The sequence below is a fragment of the Nonomuraea insulae genome (assembly GCF_042656245.1).
Map to the genome: position 1 here is coordinate 94,694 of NZ_JBHSPA010000011.1, position 21,533 is coordinate 116,226.

Consider the following 21,533-nt stretch of genomic DNA (forward strand, 5'->3'; position numbering starts at 1 on the left):
TAGGATGCTGGGCCATGGGCGGCGCAAGCCCCGTCGATGCTCGGGCGGAGAACGTGTGGTCGCGTTCCTATCCGTTCTGGGACGCGTACTTCGCGATCGTGCTCGTCGCGACCGTGGCCGTCATCGTCGTGGACCGGAGCTCGCCCGTCTCCGTCGTGCCGCTGCTCCTGATCGCCGTCTCCTACGTGGTGTGGGGCCGTGCGGCGGTGCGCGTCCCGGTCGGGCCCGTCAGGCAGGGCTGGTGGCACGTCGCCGTCATGATCGTGCTGTTCACCCCGGCCGACCTGCTGGCGCCGGAGTCGGGAATCGCGCTGTCGGCGCTGGTCCCGATGGCGTTCATGGCGATGCGCACGGCCCGGGGCGTGGCCGCGATGGTGGCGTTGTTCATCGGGCCGACGATCCAGCTCATGACCACGCTCGGGTCGGATCCGGCGGTGATCGCGGTGGCGATCGTGCTGGGGTTGTCGGCCAGTTCGCTGCTCGGGGTGTTCATCGGGCGGCTCGAGCAGCAGAACTCCGGGCGGGCCCGGCTGATCGAGGAGCTCGACCGCACGCGGGAGGAGCTGGCCGAGGTCAGCAAGGAGGCCGGGATGCTCGCCGAGCGGGAGCGGCTGGCCGGTGACATCCACGACACGCTGGCGCAGGGGTTCACCGGCATCATCATGTTGTTGCGCGCCGCCGACGCCACGGGCGACCGGTACGTGGAGCGGGCGGTGCGCACCGCCGAGGAGAACCTGGCCGAGACCCGCGCGCTCATCGCGGCGCTCGCCCCGCCCGCGCTCGACGGCGCCTCGCTGGAGGAGGCGCTGCGGCGGCTGGCCAGGGGGTTCGCGCTGCCGGTCGAGGTGGTCGCGGCGGGGCCGCCGAGCTGTGCGCCCGCCGCCGAGGAGGTGCTGGTGCGGGCCGCCCAGGAGGGGCTGGCCAACGTGCGCAAGCACGCCGGGGCCGGTTCGGCGCGGCTGGCGCTCGAGCACGTGCCCGGCTCGGCCGTGCGGCTGTCGATCAGCGACGACGGGCGCGGGTTCGACCCCGCGACCGCTCCCGAGGGGTACGGCCTGCGCGCGATGCGGAACCGGGTCTCCCGGCTCGGCGGCACCGTCCGCGTCACCGGGGCGCCTGGGCGGGGCGCCACGGTCGCGGTGGAGGTGCCGTGCTCAGGGTGCTGATCGTGGACGACCACCCGGTGGTGCGCGAGGGGCTGCGCGGGATGCTGGAGCACGAGCCGGACATCGAGGTGGCCGGCGAGGCGGGGTCCGGTGACGAGGCGGTGGCGGTCGTGCCCCGGCTGCGGCCCGACGTGGTGCTCATGGACCTGCGGATGCCGGGCGGCGACGGAGTGGAGGCCATCGCGCGGCTGGGGGCGGGGGAGCGGGTGATCGTGCTGACCACGTACGAGGACGACGGGGAGATCCTGCGGGCCCTGGCGGCGGGGGCGGCCGGATACCTGCTGAAGGACGTCTCACGCGCGGCCCTGGCCGACGCCGTGCGGGCGGCGGCCAGGGGCGAGACCGTGCTGGCGCCCTCGGTCGCCGAGCGGCTGAGGGGGCGGCGGGCGGCGCCCGCGCTGTCGGGGCGTGAGCGGGAGGTCCTGGAGCTGGTCGCCGGGGGGCTGACGAACGCGGAGATCGGGCGGCGGTTGTTCATCGGGGAGGCGACGGTGAAGACGTACCTGCTGCGGGTGTACGGGAAGCTGGGCGTCTCCGACCGCACCTCCGCCGTGCTGGCGGCGATGGACCTGGGGCTGGTGCGGCGGCGTACCTGATTCGCGGGACAAAGCGGGGCACGGCGGGGAAGATGAGTGAGCCGCGGGAAGTCGTGACGGAGGCGAGGAGAGGGCGCCGCCACCAGGACGTGCCGCCGACCCGGAATCGGCGGGGCGCTCCGATGACGGAGAAGTGCTGATTGCCGCGTGCCTACCTGGATCAAGAATCCCTTTGACGTGCTCGCCGCCCACCCGGTGGGCGAACGCACCACCGACCTCCGCGAGGCGGAGCGTTTCATCAGGCTCTTCCACGCCGAGAACCCGTCGGCCGGAGGCCTGTACGCCCGCCTGCGCGACGTTTCGAGGGACGTGGCCCGCCACGGGACCTACACGCACACCTACGAGGAGCTCGAGTTCGGCGCCAGGGTGGCCTGGCGCAACAGCAACCGGTGCATCGGGCGGCTCTACTGGCGCTCGCTGAAGGTCCGCGACCGCAGGCGGGTGGGCACGGCCGAGGGGGTCGCTCTCGAATGCGTGGCCCACCTGCGCGACGCCACGAACAACGGGAAGATCAGGCCCACCGTCACCGTCCTGCCCCCCGACACGCCCGCCCGGCGCGGCCACCGCGTGCTGAACGACCAGCTCATCCGGTACGCCGGATACCGCACCCCCGACGGCGTCGTGGGCGACCCGCGCAACCTCGCGCTCACCGAGACCGCCAGGGCCTTGGGGTGGCGCGGCCGGGGCGGGCGGTTCGACGTGCTGCCCGTCGTGATCCAGCCGGGGTCCGGCGACCCGCTCCTGTGCAACCTGCCGGGCGACGCCGTGCTGGAGGTGCCGCTGGCGCACCCCGACTATCCCTGGTTCGAGGAGCTGGGGCTGCGCTGGCACGCCGTACCGGCCATCTCGGACATGTGCCTGGAGATCGGCGGGGTCTGCTACCCCTGCGCGCCCTTCAACGGCTGGTACATGGGCACCGAGATCGGCGCCCGCAACCTGGCGGACGGCGACAGGTACGACCAGCTCGCGCCGGTGGCCGAGCGGCTCGGCCTGGACACCTCCACAGAGCGCTCCCTGTGGCGCGACCACGCGCTGGTGGAGCTGAACGTGGCGGTGCTGCACTCGTTCGAGCTGGCCGGGGTCACCATGACCGACCACCACACGGAGTCGCGCCGCTTCCTCACCCACCTGTCGCGGGAGGAGAAGGCGGGGCGGGTCTGCCCGGCGGACTGGTCGTGGATCGTGCCGCCGTTATCGGGCAGCGCCACTCCCGTCTTCCATCGCTACTACGACTCCCGCGTCCTGACTCCCGCCTTCGTCCACCACCGTTAGCCGCTCGCGGAGGGCGGCCAGCTCGGACGGGGACAGGCCGCCCGCCGTCAGACGGGCCTCGGCGTCGAGGTCCGCCAGCAGCGCCAGGACGACCTCGGAGGCGGTGGTGCCGGCCGCCTCCAGCCGGGCGCGTACGCGCAGGGCGTCGTCGGGCTGGCCCAGCAGGGCGTAGAGGGGGCTCAGGCGGGTCTCCGAGCGCTCGTAGTCCTCCAGGGCGTGCACTGGGGCGACCCCGGCCAGGGAGAGCAGCAGGAGCGCGATCAGCCCCGTACGGTCGCGGCCCGCCACGCAGTGCACGAGCACCCCGCCGGGCGGCGCCTGGGCGATGACGCGCAGGGCGCGGGCGCAGCGGTCGGGGTGCCGCTCCAGGTAGGAGCGCAGGTAGAGAGGTGTTCCGCGTGCCCCGCCGTCGCGGTCGTTCAACGGGACGTTGACGACGGTCATGCCCGGCGGGCGCAGGCCGGGCTCGGCGCGGTGCTCGCCGGGGGCGCGCAGGTCCAGGACCGTGCGTACGCCGTGGGCCGCCGCCGACTCCCAGCCCGCCGGGGTGAGCCGGTCGGGCGTGTCGGCGCGCACCACCGCCCCCCAGCGGGTGCGCCGCCCGTTCGCGGCCGGCAGACCACCCAGGTCGCGTACGTTGTGGCAGCCTTCCCACGCCAGATCCCGTTCCATGAGGCCACCGTATCCTTGCCTTCCCGGGCTAGAACATGGTTCTGTTGGAGGCATGGCGGAACTCGTGATCTCGACCCTCGGCGACCAGGGTGTGCTCACCCTGACCTTCAACCGGCCCGACACGCTCAATGCCTGGACCGACGCGATGGGACGGCGCTACTTCGACCTGCTGGTGGAGGCCGAGAGCGATCCCGGGGTGCGGGCGGTGGTGGTCACGGGCGCGGGCAAGGGGTTCTGCTCGGGGGCGGACTTCAAGACCCTCAACGCCATCCAGAACGGCTCCTACGACCGGGCGCCCGACCCCCGGCCCAACACCTTCCCCACGACCATCGCCAAGCCGATCATCGCCGCCGTCAACGGGGCCTGCGCGGGGCTCGGCATGGTGCACGCGCTCGTCTGCGACCTCGTGTTCACCGCCGAGGAGGCCAAGTGGACGACGGCCTTCCCGCGGCGGGGGCTGATCGCCGAGTACGGGCTGTCCTGGGTGCTGCCGCGTGTCATGGGGCAGCAGCGGGCGATGGACGTCCTGCTGTCGGGGCGGGTGTTCACGGGGCGGGAGGCGTACGAGCTGGGGCTGGCCAACCGGGCGGTGCCCGGGGAGCGGCTGCTGGCGGAGGCGCAGGCGTACGCCGCGGAGCTGGCCGCCTACAGTTCGCCCGCCTCGATGGCGGTGATCAAGCGGCAGGTGTGGCACGACTGGGACGCCACGCTGGAGGAGTCGGCCAAGACGGCCACCCAGGAGATGATCGCCTCGTTCGGGCGGCCGGACTTCGCTGAGGGCGTCGCCAGCTTCCTGGAGCGGCGTCCGCCGGACTTCCCGGCTCTCTAGCCTCTGGGGGGTGCGTGGCCGGGGGACGCCGTGCTGGGGGGTGCGTGGCCGGGGGACGCCGTACTCGAACCCTCGTACGGCGCCCGGCCGGCTCACTCACGCGGCGGGGTCCGCCTCATCACCGGCGTCGTCGTCCCGGTCCAGCGCCCGCTGGGCACTCCTGAACCGGGCGCAGCGCGCCTCGAGTTCGCGTTCGTCTTCGAGAATCCACTGTTCGATCATGGTCATCAGAGTGATCACACGCCGGTCACGCGGACGGCCGACTTGGCGCAGACTTTTCACTCCAGCAACTCGACCGTGCCCCGCTCGCCGTCCACCCTGATCCGGTCCCCGTCGTGCAGCCGCATGGTGGCGTTGCCGGTGCCGACCACGGCGGGGATGCCCAGCTCGCGGGCCACGATCGAGGCGTGTGACAGCGGCGCCCCCATGTCGGTCACCACGGCGGCGGCGCGCGGGAACATCGGCGTCCAGCCCACGTTCGTCAGCGTCGTCACCAGGATCTCGCCGGGCTTGAGCCGCTCGCCGTCCTCGGGTCCCGAGATCACCCGGGCGATGCCCTCCACCACGCCCGGCGCGCCGGGGAAGCCGGTCACGGTGTCGCTCACCGGCGCGGCGGCGCCGTGCGCGTCGTAGACGTCGGCCCGCCGATCGGGGTCGGCGGCCCAGCGCACGGGGTCGAAGTGGCCCACGATCAGGGCGGGATAGGGCGGCAGGGCGGCGTAGCCCTCGTAGGTGGCGCGCCTGGACGGGACCTTGTCCAGCACGGAACGGTCGCCGCGCAGCAGCGCCAGCAGCTCGGGCAGGTACAGGGAGTAGACGTCGTCGCCGGTCCCGGTCAGCTCCCCGGCGCGTACGACGAAAGCCCGCAACACCCAGAACGCCCGCATGTTCTCCGAGCGCGCGGTCTCCCGGTCGCGCACGACCGCGTTCCAGCGGCGCACCCGGGCGCGCATCTTGGCCTCCTTGCCGGGATAGCGCTGGGCGAAGCGGGCCCACGCCTGTTCCCTGGCCGCGCGCTGGCGCTCCAGCAGCGCCTCGGTGTCGGCCCGCATGTCGCGCAGGCCCGCGAGCTGGGCGTCGATCCACGCCGCGTCCTCACCGGGCCGTGGCTTGGAGACCTCGAACTCGTGGGGGCCGCGATGCCCGTACGTGCGGGCGAACTCCTCCCTGGTGATCTCCCCGCGGGACAGCCTGGACAGGCCCAGCACCGGGCCCATGCTGGCCAGCTCGCCCCCGGCGTTGACGCCGGTGAGCATGGCCTCGGCGTCCACCTCGTCCATCATCTTGCGCAGCCGGTCGCGGGTCCAGACGAGCGTGGCGCCGCCCTGGCGGCCGGCGGCCTCCAGCATGCGGGAGGAGGTGACCATGTGCGGCCGGATCTCGCGCTCCCACAGGTCGGCCAGCTCGGCGCCCGCTCCGGTGCGGGCGACGCGTTCGCGCAGCTCCTCGCACCGGGCAGGGGAGGCGGCCAGGAACGGGCGCATGGCCTTGAGGTTCTCGCGCACGCGGAGCTGGATGCGCACGCCCATGGGCACCACGCGCTTGATGACCTCCCAGCGCCGCACGCTCAGCAGCGGCACGTCCAGGCCCGGCGGCAGCTTGCCGAAGACCTGCTCGACCGCGCCCAGCCTGGACTTCATGCCCAGGGCCTTGGCCATCGAGTAGACGACGCTAAGGTTCATGTAGAACCGGCCGCCGATGTTGCCCACCAGGTCGAAGCCCGGCAGCGCCGTGGCGGACATGGCCTCGTTGATGAACAGGCGCACGAACGACCACGTGATCGGCGTCATCACGTCGGGGATGGCCTCGCCCAGATTGCCGCCGGTCCACAGGTAGTCGCCCTTGAGACTGTCGTTCCACTCTTCCAGGCGCGGCTTGACGCCGGTGATCGGCCGGGCCTGCACGATCGCGAACGCGCCGTCGCGCCTGGCCCACTCGACGTCCATGGGGGTGCCGTACAGGTCCTGGATGCGGGCGCCGAGCCCGGCCAGCGCCTCGGCCTGGGCGTCGTCCAGCACGGCCGCGCCGCGCAGCTCCTCCGGGACCGGCCGCTCCTCCGTGCCCGCTTCTGTGCGTACGGTCATGACCTGCTTGTCGCCGAGGCGGGAGGAGGTGACCGCGCCGCCGGAGACGACGATCGTGTCGGGGGTGACCTGGCCGCCGACGATCGCCTCGCCGAGCCCCCAGGAGGCGTTGATCACGGTGTCGTCGCGGTCGCCGGTGATGGGGTCGGCGGTGAACATGATCCCCGCCGCGTCGGCGTCGACCAGCTCCTGCACCACCACGGCCAGCGCCACGTCGTCGTGCGGGACGCCGTTCTGGTCGCGGTAGGCGATCGCGCGCGCGTTCCACAACGAGGCCCAGCAGCGCCTGACCGCGTCGAGCAGGGCGTCGCCCCTGATGTTGAGGTAAGTGTCCTGCTGGCCGGCGAAGGACATGTCGGGCAGGTCCTCGGCGGTGGCGGAGGAGCGCACGGCCACCGGCACGTCGTCGCCGAGCGTCTTGTACGCCCGCAGGATCTCCTCGGCCAGCTCGCCGGGCAGGTCATGGGCCTCGAACAACGACGGGATCAAGCCGGGGTCGGCGGCGGCCGCGCGCAGGATCTCGTCCTGGAACCCGGCCACGAACGCCCGATAGGCCCCGGTCGTGATGTGGAACCCGCCGGGGACGGGCAGCCCCGCCCTGGTCAGCCTGGCCAGGGAGGCGCCCTTGCCGCCTGCGGTCGCGAGGTCGGCCGTGGTGTCGTCGAGCGGGAGAACGGCCTTCACTTCAAACCTCCAAGAGACGTCGCCAGCCTGCGCTCGGCGACCTCGGCGATGGCGCCGAGAAAGTCGTGGGTGGCCCGCTCGACGGCCTTCGCCTTGGCGTCGGTCAGCGTGCGGCCGGTCCCCATGGTCCGCTCGATCGTGACGGCGACCAGGTCCGCGAGGCGGTCGTCGGACGGTCTTGACGCGTGCGGCAGGCACAGGAACCCGTAGACGATCGAGGTGGCCACCAGCACGTGCTCGCGGGGCTCCGCGCGGAGCGCGCCGTGCTCGACCAGCTCCGCCAGGTAGGCGTCGAAGGGCTCGTCGAGCTGGAACCCGGTCGTGCTGTGCCGCTTCTGGCGGGTGAGCTTGCCGAGCACCTCGGAGTCGCCGGTCAGCACCGCCTGGAGCAGCGGGCGGCGCAGAAGCGCCCGGGAGATCTCCCCGAACAGCTCGCTGAGCGTGGCGGGGCCGCGCTCGCGCACCTCGGCCAGCATGAGGACCCGCTCGCGCCGCAGGAGCGCGGCGAAGATGTCGTCGCGGGTCTTCCAGTGCAGGTAGATGGTGCCCTTGGCGACTCCGGCGCGCTTGGCCAGGTCGTCGATCGTGGTCTTGTCGTAGCCCCAGCGCAGGACCAGCTCGGCCACGGCGTCGAGGATCCGGTGCGCTCGTTCGAGCTGGCGCGCCGGATCCTGCGGCGGTCGTCCCGGTCTGGTCATGCGTCTCACCCCATTTGTTTGACTGGATGAGACTAATCGTTCATTTAATTGATGGCAAGCTTGGCCAGGAGCGCCTCGGCCTCGGGGGCGAACGAGGGGTCGGCGGTCTCGGCGGCCGTGGCCAGCAGGCGGCGGGCCAGGTCGAGGTCGCCGCGCTCGTACCGGATCTCGCCGAGCCGGTAGGCGGCCTCGGCGACCAGCTCGGTCTGCTCGCTCAGCCCCAGCGTCAGCTCGTAGTAACGCAGCGCCCCGTCGCGGTCGCCCAGCCAGTAGCACAGCTCGCCGAGGTGCGCGGCGGCCATGCCCGACTCGGAGTCGCCCGAGTCGATGACCCGCTGGTACCAGGTGAGCGCCTCGGGGAAGTCCCGGCTCCGCTTGGCCAGCGCGCCCAGGTACATCGCGCCGATCGCGCTGGTGTGCCCCTCGCCCTCCTCGACGCCCCTGCGGTACCAGGCGCGGGCGCTTTCCTCGTCCTCCTCGTGGTAGGTCTGCCCGAGCGCGACCATGGCCCGCGTCGCGAGGTCGTGGTCACCGGCGTCCAGCACCCGCAGGTACACCTGCCGCGCCTCCTCCACCTCCCCGGCCGCCGTCAGGGACTGGGCGAAGATGCTCAGCGTGGTCGGCTCGCCGCTCTCGGCCGCCGCGCGCAGCGTGCGCAGCGACGTCTCGGTGTCGCCCTGGCGGCCCTGCAACATGCCGAGCAGGCTGCCGAACACACTCTGGACGGGACTGTCGGCGTCGCCGGCCTGACGCTCGGCCAGGTCGTAGAAGGCCGCGTCGTCGCCCTCGGCGTCGAGCAGCGAGAGCAGCCTGCCTCCCGCCACGAAACGCACGTCGGGCTCGTCGTGGTCGTTCAGGCTCTCGTAGATCGCGCGGGCCCCCGCGATCTCGCCCAGGCCCTCCAGCCGCTCGGCCACCCGCAGCTCGGTGAACGGCCCGGTCCCGGCCACCTCGTAGTAGCCCCGCACCGCCGCCGGGTCCTCGCACACGTCCCCCAGCTCCCTGGCCTGTTCGGCGGCGTGCTCGCCCATCAGCGACAACACCTCGACGGCCAGTGCGTGCTCGCCGCGACGGCACGCCTGGTAGGCGAGGGCGTCGAGGTTGTTCAGCGCGGTCTGGGCCAGGTCGGTCCCGCTGCCCGCCGCGGCGGCGAACGCACGTGCCGCGCCCAGGTGGTCGTCCTCCTCGTGCAGCCAGACGCCGAGTTGCACGCCGCCCCTGGCCACCGCGTCGTCGTCGCCGGACTCGACCGCCAGCCGTATCTCACGGTCGGCTCCCGCCCTGTCGCCCAGCTCCCTCAGGGCCCTGGCGAGGTCCACGCGCATGCTGGGCGTGGTGCCGGGGAAGGCGGTCTCCACGCCCTTGGCGTACATGCGGGCCGCGTTCTCCTGGTCGCCTCTGGCCTTGCAGGCGTCGCCCCAGGTCCAGTAGGCCATCGCCACCGTCTCGGGGTCGCCCGTGCTGATCGCCAGCTCGGCCTCCGACTCCAGGGCCTCGTGGGCCTGCTCCTGGAGGAGGTGGATCAGCAGGCGGCGGTGGCACTCCAGGTCGCCCGCCTGCGCGCCCTCGGCCAGCACCTGTCGTACCTCCGCGGTGTCGCCGCGCTGTTCCAGCAGCTCGGCCACGAGGACGGCGGTCTCCGGCAGGGCGTTCGCGGCGGCCTCTATCGCGCCGTCGAGGTCGCCGCGGCGGTGGCGGACGGCGGCGAGGTAGCGCCAGGCCGTGCCCGCCGTCTCCGCGATCTCGGTGGCGGGCAGGAGGCACAGCTCGGCCCGGCCGTGGTGGCCCTCGTTCGACAGGATCGCGCCCAGCTCGATCCTGGCCTCGGCGGCGATCGCGGGCTCGCCCAGCTCGACGACCAGCCGGAGCAGCGGCTCGGCCGCGTCGCCGTCCATCGCCAGGCCCCGCGCCATGACCTCGCGGAACACCTCCGTCCTGCCCCCGGCCCCGGCCAGCGCGCGGCGCAGGTCCTGTACGTCCTCCGCCTCCAGCGCGAGCAGGACGGCGGCCATGAGCTCGTCGCTGGTCTGCTCGGTGAGCGCCGCCAGCGCGCCCGGCCGGTCACCCTCGGCCGCCAGCACCCAGGGAAGCTCGTCCTGGGTGGACCGGCCGAGCAGGTGGCGGGCCACGGCCGCCGAATACGTGTCCTCGTCCTGCGCCGCGGCCCGCTCCAGCGCGAAGCGCGCGGCCTCGGACTCGCCGGTCTCCAGCAGGCAGCGGCCCGCGGCCAGCATGGTCTCCGGCTCGGAGGCGGGGTCGATGGCCGCCGCCCGCTCGAACGCCGCCTTGGCCGCCTCCAGGTCTCCGGTCGCGGCCAGCAGGGTGCCGAGCAGCCGCTCGGACTCCCCGGTCACCTCGGGCGGCGTGGAGGTCATGGCGTCGAGCGCGGCCTGGGGGTCGCCGTGGTCGCGCAGGAACCTCGCGAGGTGGAGCGTCGCCTCGGCGCCGAACGCGGCGGTCAGCCGCCCACGGGCCTCCTCGGCACGGCCACAGGCCACCAGCGACTCGCCGATCATCAGGGTGAGCCGCTCGTCCTCCGGGCCCGGCACGCGGCCGTTCCCAGAGTCCAGCATGTCCGCGTCGCTTGGGTCCAGCATGTCGGCGCCGCCCGGGTCCGGCGCGCCCGCGTCTCCGGAGTCCAGCATGTCCGCGTCGCCCGGGTCCGGCGCGCCCGCGTCTCCCGAGTTCGGCACGCGGGTGAGCACGTTCACCGCCTCGGCGTGGTCCCCGAGGCCGCGCAGGAGCTCGCCCGCCGAGCGGAGGGCCACGCCGTTCAGGTGCTCGTCGTCGCCCACGGCCCCCAGGAAGGCCGCGACCGCGCCGCGGCGGTCGCCCGCGTCGCCGCGCAGGGCGCCCAGGAAACAGCCCGCCTGCTGGCGTTCGTCGGGAGCGCCCAGCGTGGCGACCAGGGACAGGGCGCCTTCGGCCGCGGGCGCCTGGCCGACGCGCTGCCAGGCGTGCGCGCACTCCATGGCCAGCACAGTGGCCATCGCGCGCGCGTCCCCCTCGGGCCAGGCCAGGGCCGCCGCGTCGAAGTCGCGGTCGAGCAGCAGGCCGCCGAACGCGCTGAGCTCGTCGGAGGCCAGGGCGAACGCGGCCCGCGCGGCCTCCAGATCGTCGAGCCTGATCCGGGTGAACGCCAGCGGCAGCGCGCTACGAGCCTGCTCTCCCTCGGCGACCAGCCGCTCGTGCAGGCGGCACGCGGCCAGCAGGTCGCCCTGCCGTTCGTACAGGCCCACCAGGTCCGCGGCGGCCTCGACACGCAGGCCCTTGTGCTCGGTCTCCAACGCCGCCTCGTACGCGGCCCGCGCCTGCCCGGGGTCGCTCTCCGCGAAGAGCCCGCCCAGCAGGTACGCCACCCACGGCGCCAGCACCGGATGCCCGTCCGTCCTGGCCCGGCGCAGCAGCTCGACCGCCTCGTCCTCGTCGGCCAGCACGTCCCTGCAGATCACCGCCGTGTACGACAACGCCAACGGATCCCCGCTGCCCGCCGCCGCCCTGAACATCTCGGCCGCGTCCGACAGCTCGTACCCGATCGAGGCCAGCACCTGCGCGAACACCGCGGTCCCGATGGCGGAGACGGCCGGATCGGGGTGGTCCATCGCGCTCCTGTAGCGGACCAGGCCCTCCTCCCGGCCCAGCCGCTGGTGGTCGAGCATCGCGCCCAGCACGGGGTGCGGCTCCTCGCCCGATCCGCGCAGCAGGTGCAGCAGGAACGCCGCGTTGAAGCCCTGGAGCACGTCGTCGCACTCGGCCACGTACGCCAGCAGCTCGTCCGCCTGCTCCCGATCCCCCTCGCCCATCTCCAGCTCGGCCAGCGTCACCATGGCGCGCAGCGACTGGGAGGGCGCGCCGGAGTCGGCGGCCCTGCGCAGCAGCCGCCTGGCCGCGTCCACCTCACCGGCCCGCAGGTGGGCCAGGCCGTCGTCGGTGTCCTGGAGCGCCTGCTCCTCGACGGGGTCGGCCAGCGGCTGCTGCCTGGCGGCGTGCTCCAGCAGCAGCGTGGCCTTGAACGCGGCGTCGGGGTCCTCGTGCCGGGACGCCAGCGCGGCCAGCTCCATGATCTCGTCGTGGGCCTCGGGGTGCTGTTCGAGGAGGAGGCCGAGCAGCGTGACGCAGATGGAGGCCCACTCGTCCTCGCCGGCCTCCAGCACGGCACGCAGCGCGGCCAGCGCCTCGGCGGGCTCCCCTGCCTCGGTGTGCATCTGGGCCAGGCAGGCCTGGGCCTGCACCACGTACTCGGGGTGGCCGCTGGCGATCACCCGGCGGAAGATCGCCTTCGTCTCCTCCTCGTCGCCGAGCTGCGCGGTCACCTTGGCCAGCTCGATGAGCGAGGGCAGCCGGAGGTCGGGCCTGGGGTCCTCGGCGGCCACCCGGTAGGCGGCGACCGACTCGGCGTACTCGCCCAGGTCCACCAGCACCGCGCCGAGCAGTTTGTGCGCCATGGCCAGGTGGTCGGGGTGGCCGACGGCGATGGCGTGCTCGCACACCTCTCGGGCCGCGCCGAACTCCTCCTCCTCGGCGTACATCTGGTACAGCCGGAACGCCGACAGCGACACCACTTCCGGGTCGCCGCAGGTCAGCAGCGTCCGGTAGTCGTCCTCGTCCTCCGCCGCGTCGAACAGGTCGTGGGCCGAGGCCGGGTCCTGGTGGAACTCGGGCAGCTCCAGCCGCGCGGCCAGCTCCGCCACGGCGGAACTGTCACACCTGCGGGCCCGTTCCAACGACTCCTGCGCGCCCTGCGCGTCGCCCAACTGCGTGCACACCAGCACCAGCGCCGTGTCCGCGAGCGCGGCCACCTCGAAGTCGGCGCCGTCGGAGGCGATCATCAGCACCCGGTGCGCCGCCGCCCACTCCTTGGCGTTGACGAGCATCATCCCCATGGCGATGGCCGAGCGCTGCCCGAACACCGGGTCGCCCGACTGGATCACCGATCTGTGCGCCGCCTCCGCGCCGTCCAGGTCTCCTTGCTCCTGCAGCAGCCCGGCCAGCAGGTGGGACGCCTCCGGGTCCCCGGTGGCCGCTATCTGCCTGAACAGCGCGGCGGCCTGGTCGATATCTCCCGCTTGCCAGTGGCTCATGGCCGCGTCGAGCTGTTCTGACGCCATTGATCACTCCAAGGTCATACAACAATGTGAAAAAGCTACACATGTGTCACTCTCGTCACACCGCATTCCGAGATCTCCGGTCCTCGCGCCGTGAAGCCCGGGAGCGCCGTAGCGTAGTGGCCATGGGCAAGGCGTTCTGGATCGATCAGGAGTTCGACAGGGACCGTGACGGGCGCTATGCCGTGCACGTGCGCAAGAACCTGGACGAGTTCGAATGGGGCGACATCGCGCCCGTGCGGTTCGCGTGCACGGCGTGGGAGCTGGCCACCCCGCCGTCGCTGACCCCCGGCTTCGTGCGGTGGGACCGGCGCGTTCTTGAGGCGACCTGCCACCGCAACACCTGGGACGGAACCCTCTACGCGCGCGTCCGGATCGTCTCACCGCTCCCCGAGGAGTTGCGGCGCTCCCGCACCTGGTGGCGGGACCGGGGGTGGCTGGGCTGGCAGGAGACCTTCGGCCAGTACGTCGAGCCGACCCAGCAGGACCTGGCCCGGATCCCCTTCCTGCGTGCCTCGCTCCTCGTCGAGGCCCCGGTGCCGCTCGACGACCTGCCGCCGGAGCCCGAGGGGCCGCATATGGAGGTCGAGCAGAGCGCGCACCGGGCGGTGGTGGTGCTGGCCCGCGAGCTCAACGCCCTGGTCTCCCCGGTGCTCGACCAGCTCGGCGGCTGAGCCGCGGGGTCAGCTCCCCGTGGTGCCGTCGATCAGTTCGCGCAGGATGTCGAGGTGGCCGTTGTGGCGGGCGGTCTCCTCTGTCATGTGACCGATGACCCACCTGAGCGTCAGGTGGTCGCCCCGGCTGTCGGCGCCGTGGCTCCGCTCGTCCAGTGAGATGCCCGCGATCAGCTCGCGGACCTTCCCGCACTGGGCCTCGTACGCCTCGATGACCCGCGCGAGGGGCTCCTGGAGCTCCACCGTGAACTCGGCGTCGGGGTCCTCGTCGGTCCACGGCCCCCGGTCCTCGCCTCCGAGGAACATCACCTCGAACCAGTAGTGCTCGTTCCATCGCAGATGGTTCACCAGCCCGGACATCGTCATGAGCGGCGAGGTGGCCAGCGGCGCCCGCCTGGCGTCCTCGTCGCTCAGGCCCTCGCACTTCTCGACGGCCGTGGCGCGGGCGTAGTCGTGGAGGGCGTTCAGCGTGCTGCGCTCGTCCCAGGAGGAGGGGGTGTCGATCCTGTTCATCCGACCAGCATGCCTGAATCAGCTGTGGGTAGCAGGGGGCGCATGGGAAAGGCGCTCGTCGTGCTGATGCTGGTCCTGGCCGGGACGGGTTGCGCCGTGGACACGGCCTCGCCGGCGCGGGCGGCGGAGCGCTTCCACGCCGCGATCTCGGCGCATCAGGAGGAGGCCGCGTGCGGGCTGCTCGCCCGCACGACGGCGGACAGGCTGCCCGACCCTGGCCAGAGCTGCGCCGACGCGCTGCGGGGGTTGCGGTTCGGCCCCGCCGGTCAGGTCACGCAGGTCAGCGTGTGGGGTGAGGACGCGCAGGTACGGCTGGCCGGGGACACGTTGTTCCTGCACCGCTTCACCGACGGGTGGCGGATCAAGGCGGCGGGCTGCCGGCCGGTGCGCGACCTGCCGTACGAGTGCGAGGTGGACGACTGATGCGGGTGATGTTCACGCTGACCCTGCTGCTGATCGTGTTCGGGCTGGCGTGGTTCTTCGCGATGGGGTGGTCGAAGTTGTGAGGTGGCTCAAGGAGAACTCGCTGGCGCTGGCGTTCCTGATCATGTTCCTGCTGGCGCTGGGCGGGCAGGCCCTGGCCGGGATGTCGGAGTTCAACGATCAGCAACTGACGGAGGGGTCAGAGCCGGTCTCGTTGCTCCACTACGTGTCCTCCTCGTCGTTCGCGGTGGACGTGGCGGAGAACTGGCAGTCCGAGTACCTGCAGTTCTTCCTGTTCATCATGCTGACCGTCTGGCTGGTTCAGAAGGGCTCACCCGAGTCCAAGAAGACGGACAGGGCGGGGAAGGAGTCCGAGGAGGAGCAGCGGATCGGGCGGTATGCCACCGGGAGCTCCCCGCGCTGGGCCCGGGCGACGGGGGCTCGGCTGTGGTTGTTCAGCAACTCGCTGGGGCTGGTGATGGGGACGATCTTCCTGCTGTCGTGGCTGGCGCAGGCGGTGGCGGGGCAGGCGGCGTACAACTCGGATCGGCTCGCGGACCTGCGCGATCCGGTCTCGTGGGGTTCGTACGTGACCTCGGCCGAGTTCTGGAACCGGAGCCTGCAGAACTGGCAGTCGGAGCTGCTGGCCGTCCTGTCGATGGTGGTGTTGTCGATCTACCTGCGCCAGCGGGGCTCGCCGGAGTCGAAACCGGTGGGGGCGGCTCACGAGACCACCGGGGTCGAGGGCTGACCGGTGATCACGGCGACGACGCGGGTGCCGGGGGAGAAGGCGCCCTGCCGGGCGAGGTCGAGGATCCCGTACAGCATCTTCGCCACATACACCTCTTCAACCTGATATTTCGCGATAAATCGCTTCAAGTCGGGGGTTGACTTGGCGTACCCGCCGAAGTGGTAGTCCAGGTTGATCGACCAGTTCGACCACGTACGCCCGTACGCCTCCCGCTGCAACCTGTCCACCTCCCCCTCCAGGAACCCCGCGCCCTTCAGCACCGCGAACCCGAGCGCCCGCTTCCCCTCCGGCAGTCCTGCCGAGATCCCCGCCAGCGTCCCCCCGGTCCCGACGGGGCAGCAGATGACGTCGTAGTCCACGTCGATCTCCCCGGGCAGCTCCGCGCACCCCCGCACGGCCGCCGCGTTGCTCCCGCCCTCGGGCAGGATCGCCAGGTCCGCACCCCATCGCGCGCGCAGCCGCGCCCGCACCTCCTCGGTGTCCTTGCGCCGGTAGGAGGCCCGGTCGAGGTAGGTGAGCGTCATCCCGCAGGCGAGCGCGCGGGCCAGCGACGGGTTCAGCGGCAGGTGCTCCTCGCCCCTGATGACCCCGATCGTCTCGATGCCGTGCCGCGCCCCGGCCTCGGCGACGGCCCTGATGTGATTGGAGTAGGCCCCGCCGAAGGTCAGCAGCCGCCGGTGTCCGAGGTTGTGCTTGAGCTTGCGCGGCTTGTTGTCGTCGTGCATCAGGAACACCCGGACGGCCTCTGGACCCGGGAGTTCCTCCATGGCGCTAGTCTACGGTCGGGCCCTTGTTGAGGAGTGTTGGATTATGCGGGTTGTTGAAGCTTTTCGTGCCGCCTATGGCGCGTCCCCCCAGACCGTCTGGCACGCTCCCGGCAGGGTCAACCTGATCGGCGAGCACACCGACTACAACGACGGCTTCGTCCTGCCCTTCGCGGTGCCGTGGGGCGTCACGGCGGCCCTCACCCCGCGCGCCGACGACACCATCCGCCTGCTGTCCCTCCAGTCCTCCTCCACCGAGCCGGTCACCATGGCCACCCACGCGGAGTCCGAGGGCTGGACCCGCTACGTCGTCGGCGTGCTCGAGATGCTGGGCGACCGGGTCAAGGGCGCCGACATCGCGATCGACGGAAACGTGCCGCAGGGCGCGGGGCTCAGCTCCAGCGCCGCCCTGGAGGTCGCGGTCGCCTCGGCGCTCAACGACGTGCACGAGCTGGGCATGACGCCCATGGACCTCGCCCTGCTCAGCCAGAAGGCGGAGAACGACTTCGTCGGCATGCCCTGCGGCATCATGGACCAGGCCGCCTCCGCCCTCTGCCAGGAGGGGCACGCGCTGTTCCTCGACTGCCGCTCGCTCGGCTCCCGCAACATCCCGCTCGACCTGGCCGCCCACGGCCTGAGCATGCTCATCATCGACACGCAGGTGCACCACGAGCACGCCGGCGGCGAATACGCCAAGCGGCGCGCCGAGTGCGAGTCGGCGGCCCGCAAGCTCGGCGTCGCCGCCCTGCGCGACGTCACGGACCTGGCCGGGGCGCTGGACCGGCTTCAGGGGGACGAGCGCAAGCGCACCATGCACGTCGTCACGGAGAACCACCGCGTGGAGGCCCTCATCGGCCTGCTCCGCGCGGGCGCCGTCACGGAGATCGGCGCACTGCTGAACGCCTCCCACCTGTCGCTCAGGGACCAGTACGAGGTGTCCTCGCCGGAGCTGGACGTGGCCGTGGAGGCGGCGCTCAAGGGCGGGGCCAGGGGAGCGCGGATGACGGGCGGCGGCTTCGGCGGCTCTGCGGTCGCGCTGGTGCCCACGGAGCGGCTGGACAGTGTCCGGGAGTCGGTCACGGCGGAATACGCGCGACGCGGCTTCGAGGCCCCCCGCTTCCTGCCCGCCGTCCCGGCCCGTGGCGCCCATCGCCTGCCCGTCAGCGCGGACTGATGAGGTGGTGACCGCCGGGGCTGAGCGAGTTGACGAACAGGCGGCCGGCGCCCGGTAGGGCGGCGAAGCGGAAGATCAGGTCGCGGGCGACGATGCGCCAGCGGTTCGACGGGGCCATCCACTGCACGAAACGGCGCCCGAACCGCTGGACCTCGGTGATCACCGGGGCCATCCGGTCCTGGTAGCCGGTCAGATCGCCGCCCGAGGTGAGTTCGTCGGCCAGCACCCAGGCCGCCGCCATGGCCATGGAGGCCCCGTGCCCGGCGAACAGTGAGACCGCCTGGCAGGCGTCGCCCACGAGCACGATCCGGCCCTGGTGCCAGCGTTCCATCTCCACCTGCGTCACCAGGTCGTGGTAGAGCTCCGGCGGGGCGGGACAGCGCGCCAGCGCCTCGGGCAGGATCCAGCCGCGTCCGCCGAAGTGGTGGCGCAGGTCGGCGGCGGGGTCGGCGGGCATGGCCCGGTCGGGTTCGCGGTGCAGGAACAGCAGGGCGAGGCGGTCGTCGCGCAGGGCGTACGCGCCGGCCATCAGGCCGGGTTCCGTGAGCATCTGGTAGCGGGTGCCGACCTGGCGGCTCAGCTCGGGGTCCGTCAGGACGTATGCCGCCACCCGGTGCCCGAGATAGCGCGGCGTCACGTCGCCGAACGCCAGCTCCCGCACCCGGGAACGCGAGCCGTCGGCGCCCACGAGCAGGTCCACCTCGCGGGTCGTGCCGTCGCTCAGACGCACCTTCACCCCGGAGGCGTCCTGGTCGGCGGCCTCGACCGTGGTGCCGTAGGTGACGGGGGAGCGGACGTCCTGGGCGATGGCCCGGGCCAGGTCGCCGCGGAGCAGGCTGACCACGTCCTCCAGGCCGGAGGTGAGGGCCAGGTGGCTGGTCTGCCGCCCGTCGCGATTCACGTAGCTGAGCTCGTTCACCGGGTAGCGGGCCGCCAGCAGCCGGTCCCGCAGCCCCATCCGCTGGGCCACCTCATAGCCGGGACCATAGAAGTCGATCATGTAGCCGCCGTCGCGGAACGCCGCGGCCCGCTCGACCAGCTCCACCTCCCAACCGGCCCGTTCGAGGTGCCAGGCCAGCGTCAGCCCGGCGATCCCGGCGCCGCAGACAAGAGCCTTCATTGGTTTCTCCTCTGTGTCTCAGGGGGCGACTGTGTCTTAAGGGGTGTCTTTAGGGGCGGCTGTGTCTCAGGGGGCGACGAACATGGCGCGCAGGGGTACGGCCAGCGCGGCCAGGTCGAGGCCGGGGTCGAGGGCGCGGTGCAGCATGATCCCGTCCACCGAGGCCGCCAGCATCGCGGCCGCCGCGCCCGCGTCGCCCCGGTAGCCGCGCTCGACCAGCCAGGACGCCACCGTCGAGCGGAACCGGCCGATCTGGTCCGCGAGCCGTTCGCGCAGGTCCGGCAGTCGTGTCGAGGCCAGGAACATCTCCACCACCAGCAGGGAGGCGGGGTCGGTTCCGCTGTAATGGGACAATTCGCCCATTAGCCAGTCCACGCCCTCGTCGATCCCCGGCCGCTCGGACAACTCGGCGGCGAGGTGGTCGAGCAGGCCCTCGGTGACGCCGAGCCCGGCCGCCACCAGCAGGTCCGTCACTGAGGCGAAGTGGTAGTGGACGACGCCTGGCGCCACCCCCGCCCGCTCGGCGACGAGTCTGGTCGTCACGCCGCCCCAGCCGACCTCGGGGACGAGGGCGGCGGCCGCGTCGAGCAGCCGCCGGCGGGTGTCCTTGCCGCGATCGGCGGAGTTCTGGGCTGACATGGTCTCCTCTTGGTCGAACGGCTTGGGCAAACAACTTGGGCATCTGCCCAAAATCATACACGGCCTCTCTCCCCGCTCCTGTCCGGGAGTTGTGAAGCGGTCAGCGCGAGGCACGGTCTCCGATGCACACCTTGGCGGCGGGCCACACGACCGGGGGCGGCGAGGACGTGCTGCGGGCGTGCGAGGAGCAGGACGTGGCCTTCGTGCTCACTTCCCGCCGGCCGCCGGGCTGCTCAGGCCGGGCCTGCACACCTGGCCCTCCGCCGGGCATGGCGCCGCCGGCCTGCGTCTGACCGACGAGGACCGGGCCGAGCTGGAGGCGTTCTAACCGCCGACGTGGATGCCCGGCCGCCGCGCCGGGTCGGGCTCGCCGGACCGGATGATCTCGCGTACGACCGGAGCCGTGTCACCGCGTCCCAGGATGAGATAGCGGAACAGGTGCATCAGCGGCGCACCCTCCGCCCACTCGAAGTAGCAGTGCGGCCGCACCCCGGTGGCGTCGCGCAGGGCGAGCAGGACGGCGGCGATGGCGTTCGGCGCGGCCGGGCTCTCCACCCGGAGCACCCGGTGCCCGCCCACCTCCACCCCGCGCACCCGCAGCACGTCGCTGAACGTGGAGGGGTCGATGACGTCGATCTCCAGGAACAGCACGTCGGCCCGCCCGGGTACGGGGTTCATGCCGCGCTGCTCGCTCTCCTTCACGTCGTACTCCGGCTTGTCGCCGGTCTGGCGGCGGTTGGCGATGAGGTTCAGCGCCCCGTCGTGGTCGAGCGAGTCGGTCACGAACCGCCGCGCCGCCTTGTCGAACTCGATCCGGTCGGCGCGCAGCTCCGTCGTACGGGAGACGCGTGAGATCAGCGAGATGACGATCACGCCGAGGATGAACAGGGCGGAGATGGCGATGCCGTCGGGCTTCTCCCTGATGTTCTCCACCAGTGCGTACACCAGGACGAGGGTCAGCACGGTGAACCCGGCGACGGCCCCCCGCTGCCGGCGGCGCAGGGCGGAGATCGTCACCGCGACGGCGCCGGAGACCATCATCGCCAGGATGCCGGTGGCGTAGGCGCCGGCCTGGGCGTCCACGTCGGCGTCGAACGCGATCGTGAGCACCACGCAGATGCCGGTGTAGACCAGCACCACGGGACGCACGGCGCGGCCCCACTCGGGCGCCATGCCGTAGGAGGGCAGGTAACGCGGCACGATGTTGATCAGCCCGGCCATGGCGGAGGCGCCGGCGAACCAGAGGATGAGGATCGTGCTGATGTCGTAGGCGGTGCCGAACACCTCGCCGAGCCGCTCGTGGGCCAGGTACGCCAGCGCCCGGCCGTTGGCCGCCCCGCCCGGTCTGAACTCCTCGGCCGGGATGAGCACGGCGGTCACGAAGCTGGTCGCGATGAGGTAGACGCTCATGATCAGCGCCGCCGAGGTCAGCAGCTTGCGGGTGTTGCCGATGCGCGAGCGCAGCCGGGAGTGCGCGTCGCCGCCCTCGGCCGCGACCAGCGGCATCATGCTGACGCCCGTCTCGAACCCGGACAGCCCCAGCACCAGCAGCGGGAAGGCCAGCACGGCGGGCCCGATGAGGCCGCCCACGCCGCCTCCGGAGCCGGCGGTCAGCGCCTCGGTCCAGCGTGACAGCGCGTCGGGCGAGCCCAGCACGCCGATCACCCCGACGACGACGACCACGGCGTTGAGCGCGAGGAAGAGCGCCACGAGCGGGATCGCCACCCCGACAGCCTCGGTGAAGCCGAGCAGGAACACCCCGCCGAGCACCAGCAGCAGCACCACCGTGATGATCACCGCGTGCCCGTGCAGGAAGCCCGGCGCGTACGGGTTCTCCAGGAGGTGCACCGAGGCGTCGGCCGCCGACAACGTGATCGTGATGATCCACGACGTGGCCACGAACCCGAGCAGCACCAGCACGAACAGCTTGCCCCGCCAGAACGGCAGCAGCCGCTCCAGCATCGCCACCGACCCCTGCCCGTGCGGGCTCTCCTTGGCCACCCGCCGGTACATCGGCAACATGCCCAGCAGCGTCAGCGCCACGATGAGCAGCGTGGCCAGCGGCGACAGCGCCCCGGCGGCCAGCGCGGCGATCGCGGGCAGGTAGGCCAGGGTGGAGAAGTAGTCGACGCCGGTCAGGCACATGACCTTCCACCAGGGTTGTGGATGGGCCTCTCCCTCGGCGGTCTCGGGTCCGACCGGCTGGACGCGGTGCCGCAGCAGCCACCCCGTCAGGCCTCTCGACGGGGTTGTGGTCCTGGTCGGGCTCTCGACCACTTCGGGGATGGCGAGCCCACCGCTAGCGTTCACCGGACCACCATAGCGGGGGGTAAATAGGTTGCCACGGCGAGATCCGCTCTGGTGTGCTG

The 21,533-nt window shown here is 72.3% G+C and carries 19 protein-coding genes; 9 read left to right on the forward strand and 10 right to left on the reverse strand.

Annotation, left to right across the window (positions count from 1 at the left end):
• Nucleotides 1-14: 14 nt before the first annotated feature.
• From ACFPZ3_RS07905 to ACFPZ3_RS07915, 3 genes are all read left to right on the forward strand, one after another.
• Nucleotides 15-1,166 carry a sensor histidine kinase gene (locus ACFPZ3_RS07905; RefSeq protein WP_379513299.1) on the forward strand — a complete coding sequence of 384 codons (1,152 nt, stop codon included), beginning with the start codon at nucleotides 15-17 and terminating at the stop codon, nucleotides 1,164-1,166.
• Nucleotides 1,151-1,762, forward strand: a complete 612-nt coding sequence (locus tag ACFPZ3_RS07910; RefSeq protein ID WP_379513300.1) for a response regulator transcription factor — start codon at nucleotides 1,151-1,153, stop codon at nucleotides 1,760-1,762. The genes ACFPZ3_RS07905 and ACFPZ3_RS07910 overlap by 16 nt, the downstream gene beginning before the upstream one ends.
• A 147-nt stretch (nucleotides 1,763-1,909) precedes the next feature.
• Nucleotides 1,910-3,034: a nitric oxide synthase oxygenase gene (locus ACFPZ3_RS07915; RefSeq protein WP_379513301.1), complete on the forward strand. Its 1,125-nt coding sequence runs from the start codon at nucleotides 1,910-1,912 to the stop codon at nucleotides 3,032-3,034.
• Here ACFPZ3_RS07915 and ACFPZ3_RS07920 read toward each other — a convergent pair.
• Nucleotides 2,954-3,706 (reverse strand): tyrosine-protein phosphatase, encoded by a 753-nt coding sequence (locus ACFPZ3_RS07920; RefSeq protein WP_379513302.1) that lies wholly within the window; start codon nucleotides 3,704-3,706, stop codon nucleotides 2,954-2,956. The two genes, ACFPZ3_RS07915 and ACFPZ3_RS07920, sit on opposite strands and share 81 nt — an antisense overlap.
• 52 nt (nucleotides 3,707-3,758) lie before the next feature.
• On the opposite strand from ACFPZ3_RS07920, the gene ACFPZ3_RS07925 reads away from it, so the two are divergent.
• Entirely contained in the window at nucleotides 3,759-4,535 is a 777-nt protein-coding gene (locus tag ACFPZ3_RS07925; protein ID WP_379513303.1) for an enoyl-CoA hydratase-related protein, read from the forward strand.
• Nucleotides 4,536-4,631: 96 nt separating this feature from the next.
• Here the strand turns inward: ACFPZ3_RS07925 and ACFPZ3_RS07930 are convergent, their stop codons facing one another.
• The 4 genes from ACFPZ3_RS07930 to ACFPZ3_RS07945 are packed head-to-tail and all read right to left on the reverse strand — an operon-like array spanning nucleotide 4,632 to nucleotide 13,109.
• Nucleotides 4,632-4,763, reverse strand: a complete 132-nt coding sequence (locus ACFPZ3_RS07930; protein ID WP_379513304.1) for a hypothetical protein — start codon at nucleotides 4,761-4,763, stop codon at nucleotides 4,632-4,634.
• Nucleotides 4,764-4,813: 50 nt separating this feature from the next.
• On the reverse strand, nucleotides 4,814-7,303 hold the full coding sequence (locus ACFPZ3_RS07935) for a PEP/pyruvate-binding domain-containing protein (protein ID WP_379513305.1): 2,490 nt from the start codon (nucleotides 7,301-7,303) through the stop codon (nucleotides 4,814-4,816).
• On the reverse strand, nucleotides 7,300-8,001 hold the full coding sequence (locus tag ACFPZ3_RS07940; protein WP_379513306.1) for a TetR/AcrR family transcriptional regulator: 702 nt from the start codon (nucleotides 7,999-8,001) through the stop codon (nucleotides 7,300-7,302). The genes ACFPZ3_RS07935 and ACFPZ3_RS07940 overlap by 4 nt, the downstream gene beginning before the upstream one ends.
• Nucleotides 8,002-8,045: 44 nt before the next feature.
• The gene (locus ACFPZ3_RS07945) at nucleotides 8,046-13,109 is read right to left on the reverse strand and encodes a tetratricopeptide repeat protein (protein ID WP_379513307.1); all 5,064 of its coding nucleotides are present in this window, start codon (nucleotides 13,107-13,109) and stop codon (nucleotides 8,046-8,048) included.
• A gap of 122 nt (nucleotides 13,110-13,231) precedes the next feature.
• Between ACFPZ3_RS07945 and ACFPZ3_RS07950 the strand changes: the two genes are divergently transcribed.
• Nucleotides 13,232-13,780 carry a hypothetical protein gene (locus tag ACFPZ3_RS07950; protein WP_379513308.1) on the forward strand — a complete coding sequence of 183 codons (549 nt, stop codon included), beginning with the start codon at nucleotides 13,232-13,234 and terminating at the stop codon, nucleotides 13,778-13,780.
• 9 nt (nucleotides 13,781-13,789) lie between these two features.
• Here the strand turns inward: ACFPZ3_RS07950 and ACFPZ3_RS07955 are convergent, their stop codons facing one another.
• Nucleotides 13,790-14,293 carry a DinB family protein gene (locus ACFPZ3_RS07955; protein ID WP_379513309.1) on the reverse strand — a complete coding sequence of 168 codons (504 nt, stop codon included), beginning with the start codon at nucleotides 14,291-14,293 and terminating at the stop codon, nucleotides 13,790-13,792.
• 42 nt (nucleotides 14,294-14,335) lie between these two features.
• On the opposite strand from ACFPZ3_RS07955, the gene ACFPZ3_RS07960 reads away from it, so the two are divergent.
• Both ACFPZ3_RS07960 and ACFPZ3_RS07965 read left to right on the forward strand, forming a co-directional pair.
• Nucleotides 14,336-14,716 carry a hypothetical protein gene (locus tag ACFPZ3_RS07960; RefSeq protein ID WP_379513310.1) on the forward strand — a complete coding sequence of 127 codons (381 nt, stop codon included), beginning with the start codon at nucleotides 14,336-14,338 and terminating at the stop codon, nucleotides 14,714-14,716.
• A 79-nt stretch (nucleotides 14,717-14,795) separates the two neighbouring features.
• The gene (locus ACFPZ3_RS07965; protein WP_379513311.1) at nucleotides 14,796-15,467 is read left to right on the forward strand and encodes a DUF6766 family protein; all 672 of its coding nucleotides are present in this window, start codon (nucleotides 14,796-14,798) and stop codon (nucleotides 15,465-15,467) included.
• On the opposite strand, the gene ACFPZ3_RS07970 is transcribed toward ACFPZ3_RS07965, so the two are convergent.
• Complete coding sequence (locus ACFPZ3_RS07970) at nucleotides 15,440-16,234, reverse strand: 1-aminocyclopropane-1-carboxylate deaminase/D-cysteine desulfhydrase (protein WP_379513312.1); 795 nt, start codon at nucleotides 16,232-16,234, stop codon at nucleotides 15,440-15,442. The two genes, ACFPZ3_RS07965 and ACFPZ3_RS07970, sit on opposite strands and share 28 nt — an antisense overlap.
• Nucleotides 16,235-16,277: 43 nt before the next feature.
• Between ACFPZ3_RS07970 and galK the strand changes: the two genes are divergently transcribed.
• Nucleotides 16,278-17,405, forward strand: coding sequence for a galactokinase (gene galK, locus ACFPZ3_RS07975; RefSeq protein WP_379513313.1), 1,128 nt, complete (start codon nucleotides 16,278-16,280; stop codon nucleotides 17,403-17,405).
• Here the strand turns inward: galK and ACFPZ3_RS07980 are convergent.
• Complete coding sequence (locus ACFPZ3_RS07980) at nucleotides 17,392-18,525, reverse strand: FAD-dependent oxidoreductase (RefSeq protein WP_379513314.1); 1,134 nt, start codon at nucleotides 18,523-18,525, stop codon at nucleotides 17,392-17,394. The genes galK and ACFPZ3_RS07980 overlap by 14 nt on opposite strands.
• Nucleotides 18,526-18,591: 66 nt before the next feature.
• Nucleotides 18,592-19,164: a TetR/AcrR family transcriptional regulator gene (locus ACFPZ3_RS07985; RefSeq protein WP_379513315.1), complete on the reverse strand. Its 573-nt coding sequence runs from the start codon at nucleotides 19,162-19,164 to the stop codon at nucleotides 18,592-18,594.
• 178 nt (nucleotides 19,165-19,342) lie between these two features.
• On the opposite strand from ACFPZ3_RS07985, the gene ACFPZ3_RS07990 reads away from it, so the two are divergent.
• Nucleotides 19,343-19,492, forward strand: a complete 150-nt coding sequence (locus tag ACFPZ3_RS07990) for a hypothetical protein (RefSeq protein ID WP_379513316.1) — start codon at nucleotides 19,343-19,345, stop codon at nucleotides 19,490-19,492.
• On the opposite strand, the gene ACFPZ3_RS07995 is transcribed toward ACFPZ3_RS07990, so the two are convergent.
• Nucleotides 19,489-21,474 carry an amino acid transporter gene (locus ACFPZ3_RS07995; RefSeq protein WP_379513317.1) on the reverse strand — a complete coding sequence of 662 codons (1,986 nt, stop codon included), beginning with the start codon at nucleotides 21,472-21,474 and terminating at the stop codon, nucleotides 19,489-19,491. The genes ACFPZ3_RS07990 and ACFPZ3_RS07995 overlap by 4 nt on opposite strands.
• Nucleotides 21,475-21,533: the final 59 nt, after the last annotated feature.

What these genes read in the sequence shown, in the direction of transcription:
- ACFPZ3_RS07905 (WP_379513299.1), top strand. Translation starts at nt 15, where the DNA reads ATGGGCGGCGCAAGCCCCGTCGATGCTCGGGCGGAGAACGTGTGGTCG.
- ACFPZ3_RS07955 (WP_379513309.1), bottom strand. Translation starts at nt 14,293, where the DNA reads ATGAACAGGATCGACACCCCCTCCTCCTGGGACGAGCGCAGCACGCTG.
- ACFPZ3_RS07960 (WP_379513310.1), top strand. Translation starts at nt 14,336, where the DNA reads ATGGGAAAGGCGCTCGTCGTGCTGATGCTGGTCCTGGCCGGGACGGGT.
- ACFPZ3_RS07945 (WP_379513307.1), bottom strand. Translation starts at nt 13,109, where the DNA reads ATGGCGTCAGAACAGCTCGACGCGGCCATGAGCCACTGGCAAGCGGGA.
- ACFPZ3_RS07950 (WP_379513308.1), top strand. Translation starts at nt 13,232, where the DNA reads ATGGGCAAGGCGTTCTGGATCGATCAGGAGTTCGACAGGGACCGTGAC.
- ACFPZ3_RS07970 (WP_379513312.1), bottom strand. Translation starts at nt 16,234, where the DNA reads ATGGAGGAACTCCCGGGTCCAGAGGCCGTCCGGGTGTTCCTGATGCAC.
- ACFPZ3_RS07940 (WP_379513306.1), bottom strand. Translation starts at nt 8,001, where the DNA reads ATGACCAGACCGGGACGACCGCCGCAGGATCCGGCGCGCCAGCTCGAA.
- ACFPZ3_RS07980 (WP_379513314.1), bottom strand. Translation starts at nt 18,525, where the DNA reads ATGAAGGCTCTTGTCTGCGGCGCCGGGATCGCCGGGCTGACGCTGGCC.
- ACFPZ3_RS07985 (WP_379513315.1), bottom strand. Translation starts at nt 19,164, where the DNA reads ATGTCAGCCCAGAACTCCGCCGATCGCGGCAAGGACACCCGCCGGCGG.
- galK (WP_379513313.1), top strand. Translation starts at nt 16,278, where the DNA reads ATGCGGGTTGTTGAAGCTTTTCGTGCCGCCTATGGCGCGTCCCCCCAG.
- ACFPZ3_RS07925 (WP_379513303.1), top strand. Translation starts at nt 3,759, where the DNA reads ATGGCGGAACTCGTGATCTCGACCCTCGGCGACCAGGGTGTGCTCACC.
- ACFPZ3_RS07930 (WP_379513304.1), bottom strand. Translation starts at nt 4,763, where the DNA reads ATGACCATGATCGAACAGTGGATTCTCGAAGACGAACGCGAACTCGAG.
- ACFPZ3_RS07920 (WP_379513302.1), bottom strand. Translation starts at nt 3,706, where the DNA reads ATGGAACGGGATCTGGCGTGGGAAGGCTGCCACAACGTACGCGACCTG.